This is a genomic window from Rhizobium sp. AN5 (assembly GCF_900215255.1).
GTDB lineage: Bacteria > Pseudomonadota > Alphaproteobacteria > Rhizobiales > Rhizobiaceae > Agrobacterium > Agrobacterium tumefaciens.
In genome coordinates this window covers 117202-144129 of the sequence record NZ_OCMJ01000002.1, presented here as the reverse complement: position 1 = coordinate 144129, position 26928 = coordinate 117202, and the positions used below count along the sequence as shown (strand labels likewise).

Here is a 26928-nt window from a genome sequence, read left to right as displayed (position 1 = left end):
TTTTGACTTCCGACCTGATCCCGGCCGGTTTGAACGTTGAATCGGTGCATGATGCCACCAACGCGATCGTTGTCACTGCGTCCGCCGGGTCAACGGACTCCATATGTCCCCACTGCAGGACCGTTTCCCGTCGAGTTCATAACCGTTCCCCTCGGGTGATCGGTGATCTGCCGTGTACGGGCCGACGGATCGAATTGCATCTGACCGTCAAGCGCTTTGTCTATAGTGCTACCAACTGCCATCGAAAGATCTTTGCCCAGCTCTTCGGTGAGGGTGTGACCTCATGCTCCCTAACCAACTTCACTGCCTCAAGCTTGTACTCGCGGCTGAACTTCCTTCGTTGGATTTATGCACTCCAGTTTCATTAGAAGCACCTCAACTTGGTATCCACGTCACCGGCAGCAGGCCAACACTCACTTTACCAAGTTTATGATCACGGGTATCCGTTGAGTCGGGCAATAGCCCCACCAGCAGTGATGCAAGGGCAATTCCGGAGACAGTGCCGTGGACGTTAATCTCAAAGAAGCTGAGTGGCTGAATAAACCTGTAGTGTGGGAAGCCACCGAGACGGGTCTCTCTTTAACCACCGAAGCAAACACTGACTTCTGGCGTGAAACGCATTACGGCTTCACGCGCGACAGTGGCCATTTCCTAGGTGTAACGGTCGTGGATGGTTTCACAGCGAGTGTCCGCGTCCAAGGCGAATTCCGGTCTCTCTACGATCAGGCCGGTCTTATGGTGCGCATTGATGAAAATCGATGGGTGAAGTCAGGCGTTGAGTTTACAGATGGCGAACGGTTTCTCAGCACAGTCATCACCGATGGAAAATCCGACTGGTCAGTGTCCCAGCCCTTCAAGGAGCTTGAAGATTTCTATATCCGGATCACGTTGAAGGAAGGCACGATGCGTATTCAGGCATCCTCCAATGGGAGCATATGGCCGTTGCTGCGGCTCGCTCCGTTTCCTAAAGTTTCCCATTATTTCGTTGGGTTGACTGCATGTACGCCTGAGCGTGGCGGACTGGATGTCCGGTTTTCAGAGTTTTCAGTCGGTGCGGCGATCACTACCGATCTCCACGACCTGTCCAGCTAGCAGCTATACAAGAGAGTTCTTCGTAAATGCCGCCTCGATCTATCGTCCTTGTAACAGGTGCCAGTAAAGGGATACGAGCAGCCACGGCCTCTCGGCGCCAGTGCCGCCTGATCAGACACTACATAAATCAGTCTTGGTCAACCGGTTCGCCCGATTTCGACACGACGGTGGACCCGTACGGTTCTCGCGACGAAATAATCAACGCATCGTTCTGAAGCGGGCGGACAAGATGTTTTGCCTCGTCCCACGGCGCCCGCATCCAGATGTCCGTGTCCTCCTTCGTCAGCAATAGAACCGGCATGGCTTTCTCATGGATCGGTTTCACGAGATCGTTGGGGTCTGTGGTCAGAAAACCATAGAGGTCGTCGATCGTGAGTCCGTCCCGAACCTTCCGGACGCTCTTCCATTGCGGCACATGGATGCCGGCAAAAAACATCAGCGATTTCTCGTCATCGCGGGCAAACCAGGCATTGGGCACATTGCCGCCTTCCTCTCTGCTCGCCGGATCCGGTTCGGCGAAGCTGGTGACTGGGACAAGGCATCTGTGTTCGACGTCGAACCATCGCGTCCAGTGCGGGAAATTGAGCTTACGCACGTTTGTCGTGCCGCGGTCGGCCTCCATGCGGATCAGCTCCTCGAGATCAAATGGCTTGCCCTTGGCCGCGAGCTTCTCGGCCTTGGCTTTGGCCGCTTTCTCCAAGGCGAAGCGAGGGGAAGGTAATCCCCATCGCGCATGCACAAGCTGCTTCTTGCCTTCCGCCGTGTTGCGGACGATCGGCCCCATTTGGTCGGGGTTCATCTGATAGGCTGGCATCAGGTTGATCAGGCTTTCGGCGTCCTGAGCCCATTTGGAGACCCAGTCCTTGTCTTCCACCCGATAAAGGTTGCACATGCTGGAAAGCCCTCCGCTTGAAGCAGATGCCGTGTGTTCACGGCATCGCGCCTACTTCGCTACTGGAGCCTGTAAACGTCGGCATTGTCTTGTCGTTCCCGCAATCCCTTGTAGGAAGCATGGCGTAGCTTGCCGTCCGCCGTCCAGGCCCGAAACTCGATCTCGGCAATCAAAGTCGGCTCGACCCAAACGATGTCTGCCTTTTCGGCATAGGGAACAGGCGGCTGTTTCCGATTCCAGCGCAGCCTGTCGATCATCTTGCGCAGCCTGTTCATCTCGGCTTGCCTGAAGCCCGTCCCGACGTTCCCGACATGAACGAGCTCGTCACCGCGATAGGCAGCAAGCACCAAAGAGCCGAAGCCGTCGGGAGATGCCGTCGATGGCTCGTAGCCAACAACCATAAAGGCTTCGCTCTTAACGCACTTGATCTTGACCCAGTCGCCGGTCCGGCCGGAGCGATAGGGTTGATCCAATTGCTTGCCGACAATGCCCTCGAGACCAAGGCTGCCAACGTGTTCCAGCAGGATCGCGGGATTGGCGTCAATGGTTTCCGAAAGGCGGATCGCGCCGTCGTGCCCCTTCAGCGTATCCTCGAGAAGATGCCGGCGCGAACGGTACTCCGCGTTGCGCAGGTCATGGCCGTCGAGATAAATAAGATCGAACGCGTAGAGGATGGCGTCCGAAGCTCGGTTGCCAGCCGTCTTTCCAGACGCACCCAACGATTTCTGCAGCAGCCCGAAATCCGGCCGCCCTTCATCGTCAAGCACAACCGCCTCGCCATCAATGATCATCGTTGCCGGACCAAGCGCCCGGGCAGCCTGCTCGATCGCCGGAAACCGGTGCGTCCAGTCATGGCCGCTACGCGTGAGGATGCGGACCCCAGTCGGCTCGATATGGACAGCCAGTCGATAGCCATCCCATTTCAGCTCCCAGCTCCATTGGTCGCCTTGTGGAGGATGCGCCTTCAATTGGGCGAGCGCCGGCTCGACGCGATCGGGCATCGGATCAAACAGCAGCTGGGGCTGTGCGGGATTGCGCTTCCGACGCGGCTTTGACCGCAGCGGGGCTTCGCTATCACGAAGGAGCGGCTTTGATCTCGGTGGCTTCGTCATGCAAACGAGTTCAGCACGAAAACCTTAAGAAGATTGTGACGCCGTTCATCTATCCCCGCTATCCACCATTCTAGACCCGGCGGTCGCAAGGGCCGCAAAAATTTCTGTTTCCCCTTACCTCCTTGAATCCTTTTCGAATCTTCGACTTTGCTAATACTGGGATAATATTCCTCAACCATGTGGCGCTTGACTCTTTTGCATTACGAGAACAAACAATGAACATATAGCCCGTACGACATAATGTCGATCCTTTGAACACGACCTTGAAGGGAGCCGTGAACGATGACTGCTGCCCGTCAGAGGGTGATTTGTGACTTGCGCGACCGCATCGCGTCGATGGAAGGGGTATCCGCGAAGCGGGCCGGAACACTTTCTTTTGGCGTTCCCGAGATCGATGCGGCCTTGCCCGGCGGTGGTCTCGCCTATGGCGCGTTGCACGAGTTTGCAGGCGGTGGTTCGGGTACTGTCGATGGTGCAGCGGCCGCCCTTTGTGTTGCCGGCATTGCCGCAAGAACAAAAGGCCCCGTCATCTGGTGTCTGACGCGGCCGGATCTTTTTTTTCCGGCTCTTGCCCATGTGGGCCTGCATCCCGACCGCGTCATCTTTGTTGAATCCGACAAGGAAGAGGATGTGCTGGCCAATATGGAGGAGGGCCTTTCCTTCGGCGGACTTGGTGCCGTCGTCGGTGAACTTGTTCGCCTGCCTATGGTCAGTTCCCGCCGGTTGCAGCTTGCAGCCGAGCGAACCGGGACCATGGCGCTCGCGGTCCGCCGATGGCGGCGACAGACGGAGGCCAATGACTTTGGGCAGCCGACGGCCTCGACCACGCGATGGCGTGTCAGCGTGATGCCGTCAGAGGAGTTGCCGGTACCGGGGGTGGGCAGGCCTCAATGGTTTCTGGAATTGATGCGCGTGAAAGCGGGTGAGTGTGCTGAGTTTCTCGTGAGGGCGTGCGATGACAAGGGTCGTCTCGATCTATCTTCCGGATCTGCCGACGGATCGCATTCGTCGGGCCGATCCGTCTATTCCGCCTGAACAGCCAATCGCCGTGATCGCGAGAAGCGGTTCGAAGCGATGGGTGTCTGCCGCCGATGCGGCTGCCAGAAAGGCGGGCGTGCATGCCGGCATGGCGGCGGCAAAGGCGCAGTCGGTGTTTCGCGGCCTGATGCTGGTTGACGCAGATCCGCAAGCCGATCGAGCCGCGCTCGAGCGCATCACGCTCTGGGCGCTGACGATCTATTCGCCGATCGTCGCCGTCGACGGGATTGATGGTATCGTCATGGATACGGAAGGCGCCGATCATCTGCAGGGTGGTGAACTGCCGATGGTGACGAAGATCGCCAACCAGTTTCTTGCCCGAAAACTGACGGCGCGCGTGGCGGTTGCCGACAGCTGGGGTGCTGCCCATGCTTGCGCCCGCGCAATCAATCGCGAAACGATTGTCGTTCCTCCTGGCGAGACGGCCCGTGCCGTCGAAAAACTGCCGATTTCGCTTCTGCGCCTGCCGTCAAAGATCGTCTCTGATCTGCGCATTCTCGGTTTCCAGACAATCGGCGAGCTTGCCAATACCCCGCGGGCCCCGCTGACATTGCGCTTCGGTCCGGAGGTCGGCCGCCGTCTCGACCAGATGCTCTGTCGTGTCGCCGAGCCGATCGAACCGATCCGGACGGCAGAGCTGGTTGAAGTCTCCAAGGCCTTCGCCGAACCGATCGGGGCTGCGGAAACAATCAATAAATATGTTGGCCGTCTGGTCGTCCAACTCGTTGACGAACTCCAGCAGCGCGGGCTTGGCGTTCGCCGTGCCGACCTGATCGTCGAGAAGGTCGATGGCACGAGACAGGCCATCCGCGCCGGAACCGCGAGGCCCGCCCGAGATGTCGCCTGGCTGACAAAACTGTTTCGGGACCGGACGGAAAAGATCGAGCCGGGCTTCGGGATCGAAAAGCTGATCCTGGTCGCCGTGATAGCCGAGCCTCTCGAGGAGGCTCAGAAAGCCTCTGCTCTGGTCGAGGATGACGTCACCGATGTAACGCCGCTGATCGACCTCTATGGAAACCGGGGGCAGAGGGTCTATCGCGTCGCACCGGTCGCCTCCGATGTGCCGGAACGCTCTGTCCAGCGCATCAGCCCCGTCGCCGAACCGATCGCCGTTGCCTGGGTCAGCCATTGGCGCCGCCCCGTCCGTCTCTTGCCGAGACCTGAGTTGATCGAGGCGATCGCGCTGATGCCGGACCGGCCGCCAGTCTCCATCGTCTGGCGTGGCAAACGCCGTAAGATCAAGCGTGCCGACGGGCCGGAACGCATTTTCGGGGAATGGTGGCAGCGAGATGCCGAAATGGACGCCGTGCGCGACTATTTCGTCATAGAGGATGAGGCAGGCGAGCGCTTGTGGGTGTTCCGCTCCGGCGACGGTGTTGATCCGCAGACCGGATCGTATCGCTGGTTCTGCCACGGGATATTCGCATGAGCTACGCCGAACTTCAGGTCACGACACATTTTTCTTTTCTTCGTGGTGCCTCGTCGGCGCAGGAGTTGTTTGATGCTGCAAAACTCCTTGGGATCAGTGCGATCGGCGTCGTCGATCGTAATTCGCTGGCCGGGATTGTTCGCGCCCTTGAAGCATCCCGCGCGACAGGTCTCCGCCTCGTCGTTGGCTGCCGTCTCGATCTCGCCGACGGCATGTCGTTGCTCGTCTACCCGATAGACAGAGCTGCCTACTCACGCCTGACCCGGCTGATTACGCTCGGCAAGTCACGTGGTGGCAAGGACAACTGCATTCTGCACTGGGATGACATTGTTTCCTACTCGGAAGGCATGATCGGTATTCTGGTGCCGGATCTGCCGGACGCCACCTGTGCAGCACAGCTTCGCAAGATGGCTGGAGCGTTTGGTGACCGCGCTTACGTGTCGCTGTGTCTGCGCCGACGCCCCAATGACCAGATGCGGCTCCATGAGATTTCCAACATGGCGGCACGGGTCAGGGTCAAAACCGTGGTCACCAATGACGTGCTGTTTCATGAGCCGGGCCGGCGGCAGTTGCAGGACATCGTCACTTGCATCAGGCACAACACCACGATCGACGATGTCGGCTTCGAGCGCGAGCGTCATGCCGACCGGTATCTGAAGCCTCCGGAAGAAATGGCTCGCCTGTTTCCGCGCTACCGGCAAGCCCTGGCGCGAACCATGGAGATCGTGCGGCGCTGCACGTTCTCACTCGAGGAGCTTACCTACCAATATCCCGAAGAGGCGATCGTGCCGGGCAAGGATGCTCAGGGATCGCTCGAGCATTATGTCTGGCAATGCGTGCCGGATCGTTATCCGGAAGGCTTGCCGCCCGACGTGTTGAAAACCGTACGGCATGAGCTCGATCTCATCCGCGCCATGAAATATGCGCCGTATTTTCTGACGGTGTTTTCGATCGTGCGCTTTGCGAGAAGGCAGGGCATTCTCTGCCAGGGCAGGGGATCGGCGGCCAACAGCGCCGTCTGCTATATTCTCGGCATTACCTCTATCGATCCATCGACCAACGATCTCCTGTTCGAGCGTTTCGTCAGCCAGGAGCGCGACGAGCCACCTGATATCGATGTCGACTTCGAGCATGAACGGCGCGAGGAGGTCATCCAATGGATCTACAAGACCTACCGACATGACAAGGCTGCCCTCTGCGCCACCGTTACGCGGTATCGTGCCAAGGGAGCGATCCGCGATGTCGGCAAGGCGCTCGGCCTGCCGGAGGACGTGATCAAGGCCTTGTCGTCGGGCATGTGGTCCTGGTCGGAGGAAGTGCCCGACAGAAACATCCGCGAGCTCAATCTCAACCCTGACGACCGGCGCTTAGCGCTCACCCTGAAACTGGCGCAGCAGCTGATGGGAGCCCCGCGCCATCTTGGCCAGCATCCAGGAGGATTTGTCCTCACCCATGACCGGCTGGACGATCTCGTACCGATCGAGCCGGCAACGATGAAGGACCGCCAGATCATCGAGTGGGACAAGGACGATGTCGAGGCGCTGAAGTTCATGAAGGTGGATGTGCTCGCACTCGGCATGCTCACCTGCATGGCAAAGGCGTTTCATCTCATCCGTGAGGATAAGGGCGAGGATCTCGATCTGTCTACGATCCAGCAGGAGGACGCAGCCACCTACGCAATGATCCGAAAAGCCGATACGCTTGGGACATTCCAGATCGAAAGCCGCGCGCAGATGGCGATGCTGCCGCGCCTGAAACCCCGCACCTTCTACGATCTGGTCGTGCAGGTGGCGATCGTCCGGCCCGGTCCAATCCAGGGCGACATGGTGCATCCCTATCTTCGCCGCCGCGAAGGCAAGGAGCCGGTCGAATATCCCACGCCCGAACTGGAAGCCGTGCTCGGCAAGACTCTGGGCGTGCCGCTGTTTCAGGAGAGCGCCATGCGCGTCGCCATGGTCTGCGCCGGTTTTACCGGTGGCGAGGCCGACCAGCTGCGCAAGTCGATGGCGACCTTCAAGTTCACCGGCGGGGTCTCACGCTTCAAGGAAAAACTCGTCTCCGGCATGGTCAAGAACGGCTACTCAGCCGAGTTCGCCGAAAAGACCTTTTCCCAGCTCGAAGGTTTTGGCTCCTACGGCTTTCCCGAAAGTCACGCAGCCTCTTTCGCGCTGATCGCCTATGCCTCGAACTACATCAAATGCCATTATCCGGATGTCTTTTGTGCAGCCCTCCTCAACAGTCAGCCGATGGGTTTTTATGCTCCGGCCCAGATCGTCGGTGATGCGATCAAGCATGGCGTCGAGGTGCGACCTGTGTGCGTCAACCGCTCGCGCTGGGACTGCACTCTGGAAAAGATCGGCAGCTCCGATCGGCATGCTGTCCGGCTTGGATTTCGGCAGGTGAAGGGACTGGCTGTCGCTGACGCAGCGCGGATCGTGACGGCACGCATGAACAGTCCTTTCTTATCCGTCGATGACATGTGGCGCCGGTCCAGCGTGCCGACGGAGGCGCTTGTCCAGCTGGCAGAGGCCGATGCCTTTCTGCCATCGCTCAAACTCGAACGGCGCGATGCGCTCTGGGCCATCAAGGCGCTGCGCGATGAACCCTTGCCGCTGTTTGCCGCTGCGACCGAGCGCGAGATGGCGGCAATTGCTGAGCAGCAGGAGCCGGAGGTCGCCCTTCGGCAGATGACGGACGGGCACAACGTCATCGAGGATTACAGCCATACGGGCTTGACGCTACGGCAGCATCCGGTTGCGTTCCTGCGCAGGGACCTGTCGGCACGCAACATCATCCCCTGTGCGGAGGCGATGAATGCTCGGGATGGGCGATGGGTTTATACTGCAGGTCTGGTGTTGGTGCGCCAGAAGCCCGGGTCTGCCAAGGGTGTCATGTTCATCACCATCGAGGACGAAACAGGCCCTGCCAACATCGTCGTCTGGCCGTCACTGTTCGAGAAGCGCAGGAGCGTGGTGCTCGGATCCTCGATGATGGCAATCAATGGGCGGATTCAGCGGGAAGGGGAGGTCGTGCACCTCGTCGCGCAGCAACTATTCGATCTGTCAGGCGATCTCGTTGGCCTGGCCGATCGGGATGTCGAATTCAGGCTGCCAACGGGGCGAGGCGATGAGTTTGCCCATGGGGGCGGTGGGCCGGACTCTCGCGATCGGCCGAGGCCGGTCGTCCCGCGGGATATGTTCACGCCTGATCTTCATATCGATACGCTGAAGGTGAAGAGCAGGAATTTTCAGTGATTTTTCGCTATCCCGGGAGCCGCGCCGCTTGGCGTCCCTCGAGGGCCCCAGCAGCATTTTTTTGGAAAACAGTAGAGTTGGCGTGCAGCCATGGGTGCCACATCAGCGCGATCATTACCGAACGAGGCTGAGCATGTATGGGAGTGGTACGACAGCGCGCTCTACAGTGGCGAATGGTTCGAGATCGCCGACGCATCCCACGACTACACGTTTGAGATACTGCCGCCGCTCTCGATCAGGGCCGGGATATTCGCCATGCGCGAATTCCCGACCCGTTTGGTCACCAGCATCCTCTTCTCTCTGCCGGTCGACGGGTGCCTCTGGCACTTCCGCGGTTATTGCGACCTGGCCGACAAGAGCTCGCCCGAACGCATGCAAAGCGCTGTCATCGAACGCGAATCCAGGCCCTCCCTTGTGATGACGCACGACGAGAAGCTGGAACATATTTGGTCGCGCACTGCGGACGATTGTCTCGGTTATGCGGCATAATTCCTCCGTCGATGGACTTTCGTGAACGCTCGCGCGACAGGAGGATGCAATCGCATCATTGCGTGCCCGTGCACATCTGCCGGGTGGCTCAGGCCAAACGGGACCACGAGCCGATAGTGACGTCGGCGGTTGTGATGACTGGGCAAGCTGCGGCTTGGACGTTGGATCGGCGCGGCCTGGCGCAGGTCTAGCGTAGTTTCCTCTCAGCTTCGGCATCCGAGGTTTGCCTCTGACCGTTCCGTCCTTCGGTTTCGTGGCGTCTGAACCGGCGCCCGTTCGGTTCAAGGCCGCTGTCGCGCCGCGGGGCGGCCGGTCATGCCGCTCTCGACAAAGCAGGCACGCGGGCTTCGCAAGGGCTTGTCACCCCTGCTTGACCGCCTGCCTGCTTCGCTCTATCTGGCCTGCCCGGGCCCTGATCCGCCCGGATTGCGCCTGTTCCTTTCGACCGCACCGAAGGACAGAACGGCCAGGGGGCCGACACTTCGGCGAAGCAAAGGAGACCACCATGGCAAAGTCAGCAACCCAATCCCGTCAATCAATCCGCCAATCCGCCCGCGTCGTGCCGCTGCGCAGAGGCGCCACCCTAGAAATGGTCCGCCTTTCATGCCCCGATGAAGCACAGGCGCTTCGGATCGCCGAAAGCTTCGGGACCGCCATTGTCGACGGCGATGGCATCCGTGGCATGCACGAGCGCCTGATCGTCGAAACCGCCACCGCACTTTCCGATGGCCTTGGCGACCGGGCGATGCAGATCCATCTGCAGCGCATCGTCGGGGCCTATGTCGGATCGGCCCATGGCGCCGGCCAGTTCTACTCCCGCGCCGTCACCGAGGCGCGGAACGCCACCGCCAAGAGCGCTGCGGATGCCCGCGACGAGGATCTCGACGGTCCGGTCGGCTATGAGAGCGCCGCCCAGCGCAAGCGCTAATTCGCAGCCGACATGGGCATCCAGGCACATGCGCTCAGAATGGCGGCCGTCGGCGCTGTCGCAGCCTATGAGCAGGTGGTGGGCGAAACATGGAAGCCCTTCGACCGGCCGGTCGAAAATCCCGGCCAGACGCTCGACCGCAAGGCGGCAGCAGTCCAGCTGTCAGCCTTCGAATAACATCCATCACGGCGGGGCTCCGGCCCCGCCTTTGTTCACGTCGACGAAGGTGTCCTGTTCTCGTCAGCTCGAAGTAACGAGGGCCTGTGCCGGCCACCACCTCGAATCTACGACGGGACGCGACTTCAATGCGTCGACAGAAGGTCCCAACCTCAACCGCGCCGTTGCTAAGATTCCATCGGCTACCGTGCGGCAGAAAGTGGTCCTGCTGGCGAAGCCCTCGCATTGGCTGCGGATGAAGATCGGGAATCTGTCCATTGCGACCCCGTCCCGCCTTCGGTCTGCCGGGCCGAGGGTCTCGCGCAAGGGCTTCGCCCTCCTTCACGTTGTTACGGCGCGTTCCGCGTGCGCTCATCCCTGATCTGCCCAGCTTTTGACCGACGTGACGGGGTCGCGATGGTCGCGACCTCCAAAAACGGAGGTTCAAGGATATGAAAAGAAAAGGGCAGGGCGAGCGCGCCGATCTCTATGCGCGGATCACCGACAGGATCGTTGCGGATCTGGAAAAAGGCGTCCGTCCGTGGATGAAGCCCTGGTCGGCCGCAAATACGACCGGACGGATCACCCGGCCGCTGCGCCACAACGGCGAAGCCTATAGCGGTCTCAACGTGCTGCTGTTGTGGTCGAAGAGCACAGCGAGGGGCTATGTCTCGCCGACATGGATGACGTTCAAACAGGCCTTGCAGCTGGATGGAGCTGTTCGCAAGGGCGAGACCGGAACGACGGTCATCTATGCAAGCCGCTTCACCAAGTCGGAGACCGACAGCAATGGCGGCGAGGTGGAGCGCGATATTCCGTTCCTTAAATCGTACACGGTGTTCAACGTGGCGCAGATCGACGGCCTGCCTGACCACTATCATGGCGTACCCGAACCGCTCCTGAGCCCGATCGAGCGCATCGGTCACGCCGACGAGTTCTTCCGCAATACCGGCGCAGTCATTCGGCACGGCGGCAAACAGGCATACTATTCTCCGGCCATGGACTATATCCAGATGCCACCGTTCGAAGCCTTCCGCGATGCCGCCGGGTATGCGGCAGTCCTCAGCCATGAGGCGACCCACTGGACGGCGGCAGAACATCGCGTGGGACGCGACCTGTCGCGCTATGCCAAGGACCGGACGGAGCGAGCGCGGGAAGAACTCATTGCCGAACTTGGCAGTTGCTTCCTCTGCGCTGACCTCGGTATCGCGCCGGAACTTGAGCCCCGGCCGGATCACGCGTCCTATCTGCAGTCATGGCTCTCGGTGCTGGCCAACGACAAACGGGCAATTTTCCAGGCGGCCGCGCATGCGCAGCGGGCGGTCAATTATCTCCACGGTCTTCAGCCAAGGGCGGATGCCTGCGCGACGAGGGAGGCAGTGTAATAGCGCCCCTCTCTTTTTAGAGCGTCCTTTGGTACTGCTCCCAAAATCTGAATCCGGGCAGCGCGGATTGACCGTTCGGGAGGAAAGCGAAGGCGATCTTGTTCCGTGCGGGCGCGAGCCAGTTTTGCTGCGACTGGCCCTAATGCGTTGCGCATCAGCAACAGGTCATGTTTGCGGATACGAGCAAGCATGGGCAACATGTGCCCGATTGAAAACCGGAGCCGCCATCGAGAAGGAAAGTTCGGCGACGCTCACCGGACTTGTCGCATTGGCCCGGCAATGCCCAAACGATCGATGTGGCCATTGCTGCCATCCATTCGCGCATAGGAAGTGGGCGCGGCCAACGCGGCCTCGATTTGACATGTCTGATCGAAGAGCGGCTGCGCCTCGATCGTTCTCCCGCAACGGCATCGCCCCCTTTCTTCCCCTGCGACCTGCGTTCGCATTCCTCGCGGTCCAAGAAAGCCGTCTCCCGCCGCCCTCCATTGCATTCCGGTCCCTTAAGGATGCGGTCCGATCGTCCCCGATCAAATCGACAGTCATCGAGGACGCGATGGTCGCGGCCCGATCAAACCGAAAGGATCACGACAATGGCAATCATCGGCGAATTCACCACCAACGGCAACACCATCCTCGGCCACGTACGCACTCTGACGGTCTCCATGAAGGCCCGCCTGAACCCGATCGAACGCACATCCCGCGACGCTCCCGACTTCCGGATCATGTCCGGAGCGGCCGAAGTCGGCGCCGCCTGGAGCCAGGTTTCCGGCGACGGAGAGCCCTACATCTCGGTCAAGCTCGACGATCCGAGCTTCCCGGCCCCGATCAATGCGGCACTTTGGCCGACCGAGAGGGAAGGCGACTATACGTTGGTCTGGAACCGCCCGAAGCGCGACGCCTGATCAAAGACGAAGCCCTGCCGGAAACGGCGGGGCTTTTCCCTTGTTCAAACCAAGAAGGAACCGGGCATCTAGCCCGCTTCTTCTTCTGGTCGCGATACGGAGAGGCGGGGTCTGCTCAGAGTGACCAATCGTGCCGCGAGCAAATGCCGGCCTCAAGGACTTCGCGTGGCCCCCCGATTTTGCTTCCGCTCCGGTTCCCTGCGCTTCAACAAAACCGGCACCCCACTCGCCGCCTCTGGCGGTCGCCGACGCGATCCCTGACCCCGTCATTTCCTCACGCCCGGCGGCGTCATCTTTCTCAAAAGTCAAGGAGATGACGATGCTACTGGAACAACATATCGAAGAACTGCGCGCCGAGATGAACCATTGCCACCCGGACGAGCGTCGCCAGATTGCAGCGGAGCTGGAACTGGCGCTGGCGGAACTGGCCGTTATCATGGCCGAGCAGGACGGTTCCGTTGACGCCGTGCCGCCCTTCTGAGGGCGGCATACACCCGCAATGCTGCCACCATCGTCCGATTGCCATCTAGATCGAGATCAGCTTTAAGCGTCAAGGCAAGCAGCGCCAATGATACTCCGCCGCCGGGAGCCGCTTTGGCGGCTCCCCCTGATGATCCCGCTTACCGCGGTTCGGCTCACTTGTTCAGCACATCTTTCAGTGCTTTGGCAGGCTGGAACGTAAGCTTCTTCGCAGCGGCAACCTTGATGGTGGCGCCGGTTGCCGGATTGCGAGCCTCACGCTCCGGGGTATCCTTGATCTTGAACTTGCCGAATCCCGGGATAGATGTTTCCGCTCCGGACGTGGCTGCCGTCGTGATCGACGCGAAGACGGTTTCGACGATCGATTTCGCCTGGGCTTTGGTCAGGTTCTGTTCGGATGCAATCTTTTCGGCGATTTCATTGGTTGTGGTCATGACGGTTTCCTCGTTAAAGACGGGAAAACCCTTTCAGGCGATCGTTACGTTGTCATGCGTCGATGTCCTTAGAGTGGCGCTCCTGCAGGGGTTTCCACAGTTTCTTGCCGGTTTATAGCCCCTTTTGCGCTTCTGCAGTACCAGTTCGAGAAAGCGCGATATCGCATCATTCTCATTGCCGAACACCTCGGTCATCTCCCCGCCAGCCTTGCCGATCCGTCCCCAGCTTCGCACGACGGCTATTTCCCCAAAAAGGGTTGGCCGGATCGCAAGCGCGTAATATCGGGCCATGTTCCTGTTGGCGTCGATCCTGTGGCAATAAAGCTGGTAGTGGTGTGTTCCCATCCCCGCATGATCGGCGATGCTCACGATCCGGTCCAACGAGACTTATGAATCGAAAGATCGCTTCCGATTCATTTCTGTGATGGATGCCTGTTGCGGCTCCGGCAGTGTCCGATCATCCTGACGGGATCAAGCTCCCGGCCTGAACGATACGCCCGGGCGCGATCGTCAAGGTGAGCACAGCCGGTAAATCAGATGGCGAGCTGTCCTCGCTTCCAATCGTCAGTCGGTCCATGTTCAGGCATCGCATGTTTTCGAAAAAGGAGGATCAAATGGCATCGATTGAGGAGGCGGCGACCGCGACGACTACGATACAGGAGCATCTGTCATCTACACTGGAGGGGCTTTAGGGCGGGTTTAGCGGGCACATCGTCAATGCTGCGGTGTTCATGCTCATCCTTCAATGAGATACAACGACCTGATCAAAGCGCTAGAAGGCGATCGACGCGGCACTGGCGCTGATGAAGGCAACGAAATGGCCAATAGAAGCCGAATACGGTCCGCAAGAAAACGCCTGAGCCGTCAAGGCCCCAGCTTGGCAAACCTGTTGGGCCGAGCGTGCATATCCATGTCCTTCCGCCTGAAATAGATCGCCCGTCCGCAGCGGATCGGACTGTGGCCCTGGACGATAATGATCTGCTCGTCCTTGCGCATCGATTGTGTGATTTCGTGCGGCATGATCAGCGGGCGGCGCTGGAAAGTGATGCTTTCGGATTTCCGCGACGCACTGTTTTTCGTACCCCAGCCGAGATTGCGAGAACTGCCTTTGACTTCGACGGTCATTTCTCCACATTGGGCTGAGACGTTGCGGGCGGTATCCAGTGCCTTGATCGCGGCGTAACTCGCGAAAGCGCAGCCGTCGATCCATGAGACCGCGCCGTCTTTTCCGAAGTGTCGTTCCAGTTGCCCGACAGACTGGTACATCAGCATCATGCTGACGCCATACTTGCGACCGCGATCGCGCGCCTCTTCAAGCGCGCGCATGTAGCCAAGCAGATCGACTTCGTCCAAAATGAATAACGCTCGCCTCGTGAACGCACCATCCGCTTCGATCATCGCGTTGATCAGCGAGCCGATGATCACCCGACCGATACCGGGATAGGACCGCAGGATCGATGCGGGGATGTTGATAAAGACGTCTTTCTTTCCGCCAGCGATCTCGCTCGATTTGAACGTGTTGCCGCAAACCAGTGCCGCGTAATTATCGAGCGACAGCCATTGCGTATCCTTCGATGCCGTCGAATAGACGCCTGAAAACGTTTGCTCGGTCATGTTAACAAAGACGCCGAGCGTTTCACGGATGAAGGCGGACGCGGAGTGTTCCTGTACGTCGCGTAGCATGGCGAGCACGGAGGTTTCCGGCTCGGAGACGATCTGGCGCAGGCTGCGCAGATTTCGCCGTCCTGCATATTCCGGTGACAGCATCACATGCGCTAGAAGACCAGTCAGCAGATTGTGCGCCTGCGATTGGAAGTAAGAGCCAGTCGACGATTCGAAGCGCAAGCTTTCCGAGAGCAACATGTGTGCGATGCCGACAATGTCCTCTTCCTTTTTTAGCGAGTGCTCGATGCCGTCGAGCACGTTAAATCCCATGACCGGATTTGCCGGATCGAGCACAACAACCTCTCGGTCGAGTTTATCTCTTCGGTGGTCAACGACCATCGGGGCCACCTCGGTGGACGGATCCAGGCAAATGAGCGGACCCGTATATCTGAGCGCCGTCGGCACGACGTTGCTGGTGGTCTTGAAGCCACCAGAGCCTGCGAAGAAAAGCATGTGGGTCGAATCGAAATCCTGGGCGTAGGTCAGCAGCGGGGCTTTGCCACCGCGTCCCCAGGTGGCCGGATCGTTCGGATCGAACGGCAGCTCATGGATGAGTTCCTTGTCGACCCTGTAGCGCTCACCGATAACGATTTCGCCATCATCGGGAAACAGCCGTGCCGCCGCCGACATTGGCAGCCAGTCTGCATCTCCGAATGTTCCGCGCCTGGCGCGCGTCACCTGTTCGGGCACGACGCTCGAGATGCGCGCCGCGACCGCGGCCGCCATGAACCCCATCGCTGCGCCAACGACCGCAATCATGTCGACGAATGAGAGCGCCCGATCCCAGGTCAGCACACCGCTCTCCACGAGCGGCTGAAGCCGACCGAACTCGCGCATCCCGTAAAAGCCGGCCATCAGGAGAAAGCAGAGAAAGCTTGCCAACGCCACGGGCCTTCGCCGATGGAGGGGCAGCGCCCAGACCGCCAGCAATCCAGCCAGCGGCCCGAACAAAAGGACGGGCACCGGTGACGCCCGAAGGAACCAGTATTGCGTCTTGCCTGTGATGCCGGTCGCCAATTCAGGCCAACGCCAGTGGGCGACGTAAAAGGAAAATCCGGTGACGGCGATGGGAATGGTGATAAGCAACAGGCTCGGATGCTGTTTGGCCTTTCCCTTCATTCCGCCACCTTCAAAAAGCGTTCTAACCCGCCGTTGGATGCCGCATCTCTGAAGGCCAGCTCTCCGATATCGCACAGACGCCGATGTTCAGGTGTCCCCTGCACGACCCGCTTCATTTCGAGAAGCCCGCCAAGCAGGAAAGCCCGATCGGCGTTCGACAGGCCCGCGCGAACGACAATGTCGCCGAGCAAGAACTTTTCTCTCGCTCCCTTCTTTCGGTCAGCTGTCATGTGGAGCCTCCGTTTCCGAACCAGTCGCTCCATTTGCCTGTCCACGCGGCGAAGCAGGTGAGCCAGCGGCCTGCTTCTTCTCGCCGTTGCGAAATCGCGCTGCGATCTCTTCGAAGATGCGATCCACCTCCTCGTCAGCGATCTCCATCTCTGCCAATCCCGACTTCGTCGCCGCACGCGCGAAACGATCAGCTGATTTTACTATTAAAGTTTTTCTTCGTTCGCGAAGCTTCTCGATTTGAGCATCAATATCCATGAGCGCAGGCTTGGTGGCCATGGGCAAGTCCTTTCAACGTCTTTGGAAATTTCTATCCCGTCGTTTAACTGACTAGAAAATGTTAGTCAAATACGCTACCGTACACAAGCCCCCCAAACGTCGATAATGGAAATCCCAACAGGGCCGTCTTCTGGAAACGCAGCATCGGTCTTGTCAGGCCGATTGATTTGAGGGCGCAATATACGTCGCTGACGCGACGTGCCTGGAAGGAGTGGAGACGTTAGTGGCGATCATGTTCGTCAGAGCGCAGGTGATCAGCAGGGGAGCGGGACGCAGTATCGTTTCGGCCGCCGCCTATCGTCATCGGGCGCGGATGATGGACGAACAGGCCGGAACCTCCTTCAGTTACCGTGGCGGCGGCGCCGAACTGAAACACGAGGAGTTGGCGCTGCCGGACCAGGTACCGGCCTGGCTGCGCGCGGCCATCGATGGGAAGAGCGTCGTTGCGGCCAGCGAGGCGCTTTGGAATGCTGTGGACGCATTCGAAACTCGTGCCGACGCGCAGCTTGCCCGCGAGTTGATCATCGCGCTTCCGGAAGAGTTGACGCGATCAGAGAACATCGCCCTTGTGCGCGAGTTCGTCCGGGACAACCTGACGTCCAAGGGCATGATCGCCGACTGGGTTTATCATGACAGGCAAGGCAATCCACACATCCACCTGATGACCGCGCTTCGACCTCTGACGGAACAGGGTTTCGGGCCGAAGAAAGTGCCGGTGCTTGGCGCCGACGGCGAGCCGTTGCGGGTCGTCACCCCGGACCGACCGAAGGGCAAGATCGTCTACAGGCTCTGGGCCGGCGACAAGGAAACCATGAAGGGCTGGAAGATCGCCTGGGCGGATACGGCAAATCGGCATCTGGCGCTTGCAGGCCATGAGATCCGCCTCGACGGGCGTTCCTATGTCGAACAGGGGCTCGACGGGATTGCCCAGAAACATCTCGGGCCGGAAAAGGCAGCGCTCGCCCGCAAGGGTGTCGCGATGTATTTCGCGCCGGCCGATCTCGCGCGCCGGCAGGAGATGGCCGACCGGCTGCTGGCCGATCCATACCTACTCCTGAAACAACTCGGCAACGAGCGCTCCACCTTCGATGAACGGGACATCGCCAAGGCACTGCACCGCTATGTCGACGATCCCGCTGATTTCGCCAACATACGCTCCAAGCTGATGGCCTCTAATGATCTCGTACTGTTGAAGCCGCAACAGGCGAACCTGCAGACCGGCAAGGTGGCCGAACCTGCGGTCTTCACCACACGCGATATCCTGCGCACCGAATACGACATGGCGCAGTCGGCGGAAGTTCTGGCCCGGCGCAAGGGCTTCGGCGTCGCCAACGCGAAAATTGCGGCGGCTGTCAGAACCATAGAAACCGGCAATCCGGAAAATCCGTTCACGCTTGATCGCGAACAGGTGGAGGCTGTCCATCATGTCGTCGGCGACACTGGCATCGCCGCTGTGGTCGGGCATGCCGGTGCGGGAAAATCGACGCTGCTTGCCGCGGCGCGCATCGCCTGGGAGAGCGGCAACTACCGCGTCTTCGGGGCGGCGCTTGCTGGCAAGGCGGCCGAAGGGCTTGAGGATAGTTCCGGCATCAGATCGCGCACGCTCGCCTCATGGGAACTTGCCTGGGAGAACGGACGCGATCTCCTCGACCGGCGGGACATCTTTGTCATCGATGAAGCTGGCATGGTCTCGTCGCAGCAGATGGCGCGTGTGCTCAAGCGCGCCGAGGAGGCCGGAGCCAAGGTGGTTCTGGTCGGCGATGCAATGCAGCTTCAACCGATCCACGCCGGCGCAGCCTTTCGGGCGATTTCCGAACGGATCGGTTCTGCCGAACTTGCCGGTGTGCGGCGCCAGCGTGAAGAGTGGGCGCGAGAGGCCTCCCGTCTTTTCGCCCGCGGCAAGGTCGAGGAGGGGCTGGATGCCTATGCGCAGCGGGGGCGTATCGTTGAGGCGGAGAGCCGGGCTGAAGCTGTTGAGCGCATCGTTGCAGACTGGACGCGCGCTCGCCGCGACCTCATCCAGCAACATGCCGATAAAGAACAGCCGGCCCGCTTGCGTGGTGACGAACTGCTCGTTCTCGCCCATACCAATGACGACGTGAGGCGGCTCAATGAAGCGCTACGCATCGTCATGAAAGATGAAGGCGCCCTGACCGTCTCTCGTGAATTTTACACGGAGCGAGGCGTGCGGGAGTTCGCCGTCGGCGACCGGATCATCTTCCTCCAAAACGCCCGGTTCCTCGAGCCGCGCGCGCAAAGGCTTGGGCCTCAATATGTCAAGAACGGCATGCTCGGCACGGTCGTCTCCACCGGCGACACGCACGGCGGCCCACTACTATCGGTCCGTCTCGATAATGGCCGGGATGTCATCATCAGCGAAGACAGCTATCGCAATGTCGATCACGGCTATGCTGCGACCATTCACAAGTCCCAAGGTGCGACCGTCGACAGGACATTCGTGCTCGCAACCGGGCTGATGGATCAGCACCTGACGTACGTGTCGATGACACGCCATCGCGACCGGGCCGATCTTTATGCCGCTCGCGAGGACTTTGAGCCGAAGCCGGGATGGGGCAAAATATCCCGGGTTGATCACGCCGCAGGCGTCACGGGCGAGTTGGTCGGAACCGGCAATGCGAAGTTCAGGCCGCAAGACGAGGATGCCGATAAAAGCCCCTACGCCGATGTGAAAACGGACGACGGAAGCGTGCATCGGCTCTGGGGCGTAAGCCTTCCGAAGGCCCTGGAGGAGGCCGGCGTGTCGGAAGGCGACACGGTGACGCTGCGCAAGGACGGTGTCGAACGGGTGACGGTGATGGTGCCCGTCATCGACGAAAAAACGGGAAAGAAGAGGCTCGAGGAACGGACGGTCCATCGAAACGTCTGGACTGCCAAACGGATTGAAACGACAGAGGGTCGCCGGCAGCGCCTCGAGGAGGAGAGCCATCGGCCGGAACTGTTCAAGCAACTGGTGGAGCGTCTTGGCCGCTCCGGCGCCAAGACGACGACCCTCGATTTCGAGAGCGAGGCCGGCTACCGGGCGCACGCTCGGGATTTCGCCAAGCGTCGCGGTATCGATACGCTCTCCGGGGTCGCAGCCTGGATGGAGGACGGGGCGGGGCGGCAGCTGGCGTGGCTGGCGCAGAAGCGCGAGCAAGTGGCGAAGCTTTGGGAGCGGGCGAGCGTGGCGCTTGGCTTCGCGATCGATAGCGAGAAGCGTGTTTCCTATAGTGAGGAACGCGCCGAAACCCGGACGGCAGAAATTCCGACGGATCGACAATATCTCATCCCGCCGAAAACATTGTTTTCCCGTAGTGTCGGCGAGGATGCCCGCCGCGCGCAGCTTCGCTCGGATCACTGGAAGGAACGCGACGCCATTCTTCGCCCAGTCTTGCAAAAGATCTATCGCGATCCCGAAGGTGCGCTTGCAAGACTGAACGCGCTTGCCTCCGACGCGCGGATTGCGCCCCGCGAGCTTGCCGACGATCTTGAGGCCTCGCCGCAGCGTCTCGGCCGTCTGCGTGGATCGAATCTTCTTGTCGATGGCCGCGCGGCCCGCTCCGAGCGCGATGCGGCGGTGTCGGCCTTGTCCGAATTGCTGCCGCTGGCGCGTTCCCATGCCACAGAGTTCCGCCGCCAGGTCGAACGCTTCGGCATGCGAGAGGAGCAACGGCGCGCGCATATGTCGTTGTCGATCCCGGCGCTTTCCAAACCGGCTATGGCGCGCCTTGCCGAAATCGAAGCCGTACGCGAGCGCGGTGGCAAGGATGCCTACAAGACGGCCTTCGCTTACGCGGCGGAGGATCGCCTTTTTGTTCAAGAGGTGAGGGGGGTCAACGACGCTCTCAACGCTCGCTTCGGCTGGTCCGCCTTCACCGACAAGGCAGACACTCTTGCCCAGCGCAACATGATCGAGCGCATGCCGGACGACCTTGACCTCGACCGGCGCGAAAAGCTCAATCGTCTTTTTACCACCATACGCCGCTTTGCCGAAGAACAGCATCTTGCCGAAAGGAAGGATCGCTCCAGGATCGTTACCGGCGCCAGCGTCGTGCCTGGGAAAGAGACGGTGCCGGTGTTGCCAATGCTTGCAGCTGTAATGGAGTTTGAAACCCCGATCGACCACGAGGCGCGGGAGAGGGCGCGAGCTGTTCCTCACTACAGTCAGAATCGCGCCGCCCTTGCGAACGCGGCAGCGCGTATCTGGCGCGATCCGGCAGGTGCTGTCGGAAAGATTGAAGATCTGATCCTGAAGGGCTTTGCCGGTGAGCGGATCGCTGCGGCCATCAGCAATGATCCCGCTGCCTACGGCGCGTTGCGAGGCTCCGGCCGTATCATGGACAAATTGCTCGCTGTCGGCCTGGAGCGGCGGGAGGCTTTCCGTGCCGTCCCGGAGGCGGCAAGCCGTGTGCGGTTATTGGCCACCTCATTTACGGCCGCATTTGATACAGAGAGGGAGGCGATCAATGAGGAGCGCCAGCGCATGAGCATTGCCATCCCGGGACTGTCGCCGTCCGCCGAAGATGCACTGAGAGAACTCTCAGTGGCGATGAAGAAAAAGAACGGCAGGCTCGACGTCGCTGCCGGCTCGCTCGATCCCGCCATTAGTAAGGAGTTTGCAACCGTCAGCCGCGCCCTCGACGAGCGCTTCGGCCGCAATGCTATCCTGCGTGGAGAGCTGGATGTTATCAATCGCGTGCCGCCTGCTCAGCGCCGTGCGTTTGAGGTAATGCGGGAACAGTTGAAGGTGCTGCAGCAGGTTGTCCGCATGCAGGCAAGCCAGAACATCGTAGCAGAGCGCCACCGGCGTGTACTAGACCGCGCCCGCGGCGTTATCCTCTTTAACCAATGAATGGCTAACACCTGTGCTGAGCTTGTCCCTCATGCTGTTCGCTTACGGCAATGCGTTGCGTGGCCGGAAGATGGTCAGCCGGATCAGGAGTTTTAATGACCGCTTCAGTAGCTGGCAGTTCCAAGGGCAGTTATTCAACCCACTTTGATGGGTTGAATAAATTGAAAATATGCATTAATTGAACCATTGAAAGGGTCAATTAATGCGCCTAACGCTCCAAACTCATTTTTATGGGCAGTGGCACCACGCCGCGACGCTAGAACTTAAGGACGACGCGGCCGGCTACCAGGGCGCGTCCATCGTCGATTACGATCTCGACTATTTCGTCACAGTTGCATCTGCGGAGTTCGCGGGTGGAAAAACGGTTCGCGACCATCGCGCGTTATCTGTCCGATATCCCGTTGATCTCGAAAATCGATATAGCCGCAGCTGGCCGCCCTTCCTCTTGGATCTCATGCCCCAGGGGCATGCAAGGCGAAAGCTTGCCGAACATCTCAGTCTTGCTGAAGGCTCGCGCGCTTCTGATCTCACGCTGCTTCTGCGATCGGCGACGGGCGGCATAGGCAATATCCGGATCAAAGAAGCGGCAGAGGCCGAGACGGAACGGCTGCGCGGTGTTGAGCGCCAAGGGGTTACAGAAGCGGAAATCCTTGAGCGCTCAGATCGTTTCATGGAAGTCGCCGATCGCTTCGGAATGCTCGCCTCTGGCTCAAGCGGCCTGCAAGGCGAATGGCCTAAGGTCTCGATGACCCAAGCGAATGACGGTCTCTATTATCCCGACAGCTTCGTGACTGATGATGAGGCCGTGCGCCACGTCATTGTCAAGCTGGTCCGCAGCAACGAGCCCGTGGACCGCCTTATACTCGAAGGCGAAGCCCTCTATTCGCGGATCGCTCAAGAGATCGGCCTGAATGTGCACGAACCTTCGACCTATGCCGAAAGTGTCCTGATCATTCCTCGGTTCGACCGGAAGAAAAAACACGGTGGCGGAACCGTTAGGCTGGGCCAAGAAAGCCTGGTATCCGCGATCGGCATTGCTGATTTCGGTCATGTCGGCTCGCACGAGGCCTACATCGACGTTTTGCGCCAATATTCTGCCGATCCCTTCGCGGACATTGTCGAATACCTGAAGCGGGACATCGCCAATTTGGCGCTCGGCAATCCCGATAATCACGGCCGAAATTCTGCACTGAGTAAGCACCAGGACGGCACGATCCGCCTGTCTCCGCTCTTTGATTTCGCGCCAATGCGGCTTGCCAAAGAGGGGATCGTTCGTTCCACCCGCTGGGCCATGATGCGGGACGGTGGCCGCGATCACCTTCCCGATTGGAAACGCATTTGCGCTGAACTGATCCCTGATCCTGATGAGCAGAATGCGCTCGCAGCTGAGCTTTCCGTGTTTGCCGAATGCCTCCGGCAAACACCGGCTATGGCAAAAGATATGGGTGGGTCTCCGGAAATTCTAGAGCCTGCAATGGGACGCTGCATTGAAATCGCGGAGAGCGTTCTGGCGGCGTGCCAGTGATGCCGGAGGACAGCTAAATGGCTCGATGGAGAAAGCCAACGAAAGAGGAAATTCTTGAGAACCGGCGAACACTGGCGGAACGCGCTCGGACTGGCGACTTGAGGTTACCTGAGGCTGTTGTTGAAATCCGAAGAGGGCTTGGTTTGACGCAGGACGAATTCGCCAAGACGCTATCGCTCACCAGGCGCCAAGTTGCTGAGATCGAAGCCGGGACGGCGAACCCAACGCTCGAAACTCTAGGGAAGATTGGCCGATTGTTCGGATTTACTGTGGGGTTTATTCCGAAGGCGCAATGATGGCTGAATTTTCTCGGGGGATGGGCGTTGGTACTACGCAAGGAGGCGACGGCGAGGATCAAAATCAATCGGCTGCTGGAGGCCGCTGGCTGGCGCTTCTTCGATGACAAGAGAGCGGTCCCGCGAATGTCGTTCTTGAGCCGAACGTCATGCTGAAGCCTGAGCACATCGAAAGTCTCGGCGCGGACTTTGAGAAAAGCGCGAAGGGATTCATCGATTTTTTGTTGCTGGGTAACGACGGCAAGCCGCTGATCGTCTTGGAAGCGAAATCGCAAGATGAAGATCCTCGTATAGGCAAGGAGTAGGCGCGCAAGTATGCCCGCTCTCAGAATGCCCGCTTCGTCATCTTGAGCAACGGAAACATCCATTACCGGTGGGACCTTGGGCAGGGCAATCCGGCGGTCATCATTGCCTTTCCAGGCCCTGATGAGATTAAGAACCACTACGCCTTCAAGCCGAATGTTGAGCGCCTCTTTACCGAAAAGGTTGAGCGTAACTTTTTCGTTCTCACCCAGATACCTGGTTAAAGCCGACCGTTACGTCGCCGTGTTTCACTTCCACAAAACACGTATCGCCCAAATCCTCCTCGCGTTGTCCAAAGGTCCACGCTGATGTTGAGGCGGTGGTGGCTGCGGCTGACTTCGGTGGCGGGTTTTGAAGCATCACATTGCGGTTTGCAGGCACTTGCTGGCCTGTTCCGGCAACACCACCTGACGGTTGGGCAAATGGCGTCGTAGACGGGGCCTGAGGGCCTTGAACAGTAATGCGCCAAGCTCGGTTAAGGTGGATATCGGTGGGGGGAAAGAATGATGCGTGGGGCCTGCCGTTGTCGTCACGGCCGAGGATGATGACCGGGCAGGGCAGGGTGACGGCGGGTGTCGAGGTGAGGGTGGGGCGGTTGATACGTTCATGATTGCAGCTCTCCATAAAAAGAAGAGGGTCCTAACGGCCCCTCGCACCGGCAGCAGCACCGGCATATTATCATATAGAATTAAAACTATAGATAGCAAAATTTATGAATAAGAACAGCTCAAGATGGTATCTTTGGTGGGTGAATAGCAGAGGTTCTTTCCTGTCTTTTGTTTGATCACTCGCCAGCAATGCGGTGTGGGATTCATCCAAACGACGTCTGACGGACGCCGCGAAAAAAGCCCATTCAAAAAACTTCCCTTTTACTCAGGTATTTAAAGCCGATCTGTGAATGGCCCCGGACATATGCATTCACAAATTGCAAAAACTGTGATTTTATTCGTTTTGCGCGCAAAATACCATTTCTAAGTGTCTCGCTTGAGTTTGTAATCTCTCAACACGGAGGAATACTATGGCTCGCGTAAAGTTTATGTCGCTCATCCACATCGCTTTTGCCTTAGCCACATCGATGGCTTTGGCTACCCCGTCAGTAGCGCAGACGACTAGTTCCCTAAATTCCTCGACTGCTGACAAGCCCATCCAATGGCAGAAGAATGAGTTCCTTTCGACATTGGACGAGCAAAAAGAATACGCCTTCCTCGACGTGAATGACCAATTTCTCATCAAATCAGTCCCACAGGATAATATGACGACGGTGCGACTAGCGGTGCTAGATGGAACGCGCTCAGAATACGCCGCCTGCGGAACGATAGGGAAAAAATGGGAAAAGGGACTTCCGGGGACGACATGGCTCATGCTCTCATATTCCAAACCGAACTCGACCGGTCACCGAGAGTACACGGTTCAACGATCACTGGACTTCTACGGGACAATCCGGACGTATCGTTTTGAAACTGACGGAAAACGAGAGATCCGTCTTGATGAAGGGATTACCCTAAACGTAAGCAACAACATCCTAACTTATACCCAGATCGGTGGCCCAATTGGTTTTTCGGGCGAAATATCAGCGCTGAGGGTAAAATACGGCCTGACTGATGACTATCGTGACCTGAATTTGACGACCGAGTTGGGCAAGAAAATGTGGCTCATCGATACGCAAAATGATGGCGGCGTGATTTCCTATAGCGTCAACAACCTGAAACAATTGCCCCACGTGCCGGGAAATCAGATGGCAGCACCTAGAGAGCAAATGATTGCGTCACCTTTGAAGGGACCCGGTATTTTGGTCGCTTCGGAATCACTGGTTCACAATGTAGCGGCGCGTTCAGATGATTCTTCCGATGTTGATGTTCAACAGGAGGACGAAGACATGCCGAGAGCGATGGCATTGTGCCCGCAAGGTCAACCCTGCCACTGGTCTATTAATTGCGGGATGACCGCCGATTGCTTTTGTGTTCCCAGTGGTGGGCCATATGGAAACGTTTGCTTATTTTGAGTTCTGAATTGCAGGAGCGACCCGTGCGAACTACCCGTCTTCTGCCGAAGGATCAGGCTCCGCCGCTAAGAGTAAGTGGCCCCGCAGCCATTCCAACAAAATTCGATCGATTGAGCTTCGTAGTTTTGTGGAATCTTGACTGCGGCGGATGCCTTCCAATCGTTCAGGAACTCGCTGAGATCGGTGCTGGACATAACGTGCCGTGTCACGGCGTCGCGGTGATGGTACGGGATACGAACGCGTGCGCTTTTGCTATCGAGCAAGGGCCGTTAAAAGCGATGCTTGCCATTGAACAACCCGGCCCGCTGAATTCAGCGTTATTCCGCGGATCAGTCACGAGGACGTGGCTGGAGGCGAGTGGACAAGGCAGCTTGCCCGCGGGTTTTGTGATCGACAGTTCGAACTCGATTATCTGGATGGGAGACCCGAACGATCTAAAAGCGGATCTTCCATCCATCTTCGACGGATGTTGGAATGTCGACGCCGCGCGGGACCGATGGGCGTCACGGGTGGCGATCAGCGATGTTCGCAAGCTCCAGTTAGGCAGAGATGTGTTTGACAGACTTGCCTTCGGAGACTTTAACGAGGCGCTTGAAATCATCAAAATTATGGAACGTGAGCTGCCATCAGTCTCGGATGAAACTGATTTTTGTATTTTCAAACTGACGGCATTGATCGGATTGGACCACGATACCGCAACAGAATTCTACGAGGAATGTTCGGCACGGCTTATCGGAAGCGTCCAAGCTCAGGCCGGGTTGGCGAGTTGCATTTTCGCCCGGATGCCATCCAATAAAAAAGCTCTGTCCATTGCGATCTTGCGACTTAAGGCCACAGAGGCGATTTTGCAAAAAAACGCCGATGGACGTCTCGAAACGGACTATCTTCGTATCACGCTCAGCTTGACTCTGGCAGACGCGCATAAACGGTATGGTTCGAATGAATCAGAGGATTACTTCGACCGGGCGTTGTTTATGTCACAGGCTGATCATGTCCCGGAGCGCGTTCGTTTGAGGATCGGAAGTGAAATAGAGAGAATTCGGAATATCAATGTTTGAGGTTCGGACT

21 protein-coding genes and 2 pseudogenes are annotated in these 26928 nt (G+C 58.8%); 16 read left to right on the top strand and 7 right to left on the bottom strand.

What is annotated here, in order from left to right:
* Positions 1-44 precede the first annotated feature (44 nt).
* Together CRP02_RS28040 and CRP02_RS01550 are read left to right on the top strand one after the other, a co-directional pair.
* Positions 45-164 (top strand): annotated as a pseudogene (locus CRP02_RS28040) (hypothetical protein); the annotation flags it as partial.
* A 340-nt stretch (positions 165-504) separates the two neighbouring features.
* Positions 505-1092 carry a DUF1349 domain-containing protein gene (locus CRP02_RS01550; protein ID WP_025591391.1) on the top strand — a complete coding sequence of 196 codons (588 nt, stop codon included), beginning with the start codon at positions 505-507 and terminating at the stop codon, positions 1090-1092.
* Between the two features lie 127 nt (positions 1093-1219).
* Here the strand turns inward: CRP02_RS01550 and CRP02_RS01545 are convergent, their stop codons facing one another.
* A complete protein-coding gene (locus CRP02_RS01545; RefSeq protein ID WP_097169992.1) occupies positions 1220-1984 on the bottom strand; it encodes an SOS response-associated peptidase family protein in 765 nt (254 codons plus the stop codon).
* A gap of 59 nt (positions 1985-2043) precedes the next feature.
* The gene (gene ligD / locus CRP02_RS01540) at positions 2044-3096 is read right to left on the bottom strand and encodes a non-homologous end-joining DNA ligase (protein WP_097169991.1); all 1053 of its coding nucleotides are present in this window, start codon (positions 3094-3096) and stop codon (positions 2044-2046) included.
* A 282-nt stretch (positions 3097-3378) separates the two neighbouring features.
* On the opposite strand from ligD, the gene CRP02_RS01530 reads away from it, so the two are divergent.
* The 8 genes and pseudogenes from CRP02_RS01530 to CRP02_RS27425 all read left to right on the top strand — a co-directional run bounded on the left by CRP02_RS01530 (position 3379) and on the right by CRP02_RS27425 (position 13158).
* Positions 3379-4131: an ImuA family protein gene (locus CRP02_RS01530; protein WP_097169989.1), complete on the top strand. Its 753-nt coding sequence runs from the start codon at positions 3379-3381 to the stop codon at positions 4129-4131.
* Entirely contained in the window at positions 4052-5563 is a 1512-nt protein-coding gene (locus CRP02_RS01525) for a Y-family DNA polymerase (protein WP_179783907.1), read from the top strand. The genes CRP02_RS01530 and CRP02_RS01525 overlap by 80 nt, the downstream gene beginning before the upstream one ends.
* Positions 5560-8817, top strand: a complete 3258-nt coding sequence (locus CRP02_RS01520) for an error-prone DNA polymerase (RefSeq protein ID WP_097169988.1) — start codon at positions 5560-5562, stop codon at positions 8815-8817. Before CRP02_RS01525 ends, CRP02_RS01520 begins: the two co-directional genes overlap by 4 nt.
* 90 nt (positions 8818-8907) lie before the next feature.
* Complete coding sequence (locus CRP02_RS01515; RefSeq protein WP_003517407.1) at positions 8908-9306, top strand: DUF1419 domain-containing protein; 399 nt, start codon at positions 8908-8910, stop codon at positions 9304-9306.
* A 505-nt stretch (positions 9307-9811) separates the two neighbouring features.
* Positions 9812-10411: pseudogene (locus CRP02_RS01510) on the top strand (hypothetical protein).
* Between the two features lie 431 nt (positions 10412-10842).
* Positions 10843-11775 (top strand): ArdC family protein, encoded by a 933-nt coding sequence (locus tag CRP02_RS01500; protein ID WP_097169987.1) that lies wholly within the window; start codon positions 10843-10845, stop codon positions 11773-11775.
* 590 nt (positions 11776-12365) lie between these two features.
* Entirely contained in the window at positions 12366-12677 is a 312-nt protein-coding gene (locus CRP02_RS27430) for a DUF736 domain-containing protein (RefSeq protein ID WP_003517402.1), read from the top strand.
* 319 nt (positions 12678-12996) lie between these two features.
* Positions 12997-13158, top strand: a complete 162-nt coding sequence (locus tag CRP02_RS27425) for a hypothetical protein (protein ID WP_019565695.1) — start codon at positions 12997-12999, stop codon at positions 13156-13158.
* 154 nt (positions 13159-13312) lie between these two features.
* On the opposite strand, the gene CRP02_RS01485 is transcribed toward CRP02_RS27425, so the two are convergent.
* The 5 genes from CRP02_RS01485 to CRP02_RS01465 all read right to left on the bottom strand — a co-directional run bounded on the left by CRP02_RS01485 (position 13313) and on the right by CRP02_RS01465 (position 16882).
* Positions 13313-13591 carry an HU family DNA-binding protein gene (locus CRP02_RS01485; RefSeq protein WP_003517400.1) on the bottom strand — a complete coding sequence of 93 codons (279 nt, stop codon included), beginning with the start codon at positions 13589-13591 and terminating at the stop codon, positions 13313-13315.
* 33 nt (positions 13592-13624) lie between these two features.
* Positions 13625-13936: a WGR domain-containing protein gene (locus CRP02_RS01480; protein ID WP_097170259.1), complete on the bottom strand. Its 312-nt coding sequence runs from the start codon at positions 13934-13936 to the stop codon at positions 13625-13627.
* A 519-nt stretch (positions 13937-14455) separates the two neighbouring features.
* Positions 14456-16375 carry a Ti-type conjugative transfer system protein TraG gene (traG, locus tag CRP02_RS01475; protein WP_003517394.1) on the bottom strand — a complete coding sequence of 640 codons (1920 nt, stop codon included), beginning with the start codon at positions 16373-16375 and terminating at the stop codon, positions 14456-14458.
* Positions 16372-16605, bottom strand: a complete 234-nt coding sequence (locus CRP02_RS01470) for a conjugal transfer protein TraD (RefSeq protein WP_003517392.1) — start codon at positions 16603-16605, stop codon at positions 16372-16374. The genes traG and CRP02_RS01470 overlap by 4 nt, the downstream gene beginning before the upstream one ends.
* Complete coding sequence (locus CRP02_RS01465; protein WP_003517390.1) at positions 16595-16882, bottom strand: TraC family protein; 288 nt, start codon at positions 16880-16882, stop codon at positions 16595-16597. Before CRP02_RS01465 ends, CRP02_RS01470 begins: the two co-directional genes overlap by 11 nt.
* Before the next feature lie 223 nt (positions 16883-17105).
* Here CRP02_RS01465 and traA point away from each other — a divergent pair, with 223 nt between their 5' ends.
* The 6 genes from traA to CRP02_RS01430 all read left to right on the top strand — a co-directional run bounded on the left by traA (position 17106) and on the right by CRP02_RS01430 (position 26918).
* A complete protein-coding gene (gene traA / locus CRP02_RS01460) occupies positions 17106-21734 on the top strand; it encodes a Ti-type conjugative transfer relaxase TraA (protein WP_097169986.1) in 4629 nt (1542 codons plus the stop codon).
* Positions 21735-21936: 202 nt separating this feature from the next.
* Positions 21937-23259, top strand: coding sequence for a type II toxin-antitoxin system HipA family toxin (locus CRP02_RS01455; protein WP_097169985.1), 1323 nt, complete (start codon positions 21937-21939; stop codon positions 23257-23259).
* A gap of 17 nt (positions 23260-23276) precedes the next feature.
* Entirely contained in the window at positions 23277-23555 is a 279-nt protein-coding gene (locus tag CRP02_RS01450; RefSeq protein ID WP_003517384.1) for a helix-turn-helix transcriptional regulator, read from the top strand.
* Between the two features lie 149 nt (positions 23556-23704).
* Positions 23705-23860: a hypothetical protein gene (locus CRP02_RS27775; RefSeq protein WP_323455298.1), complete on the top strand. Its 156-nt coding sequence runs from the start codon at positions 23705-23707 to the stop codon at positions 23858-23860.
* Positions 23861-24876: 1016 nt separating this feature from the next.
* On the top strand, positions 24877-25860 hold the full coding sequence (locus tag CRP02_RS01435; RefSeq protein ID WP_097169983.1) for a hypothetical protein: 984 nt from the start codon (positions 24877-24879) through the stop codon (positions 25858-25860).
* Positions 25861-25883: 23 nt separating this feature from the next.
* Positions 25884-26918 carry a hypothetical protein gene (locus CRP02_RS01430; protein ID WP_143539299.1) on the top strand — a complete coding sequence of 345 codons (1035 nt, stop codon included), beginning with the start codon at positions 25884-25886 and terminating at the stop codon, positions 26916-26918.
* The last annotated feature ends 10 nt before the right edge of the window (positions 26919-26928 follow it).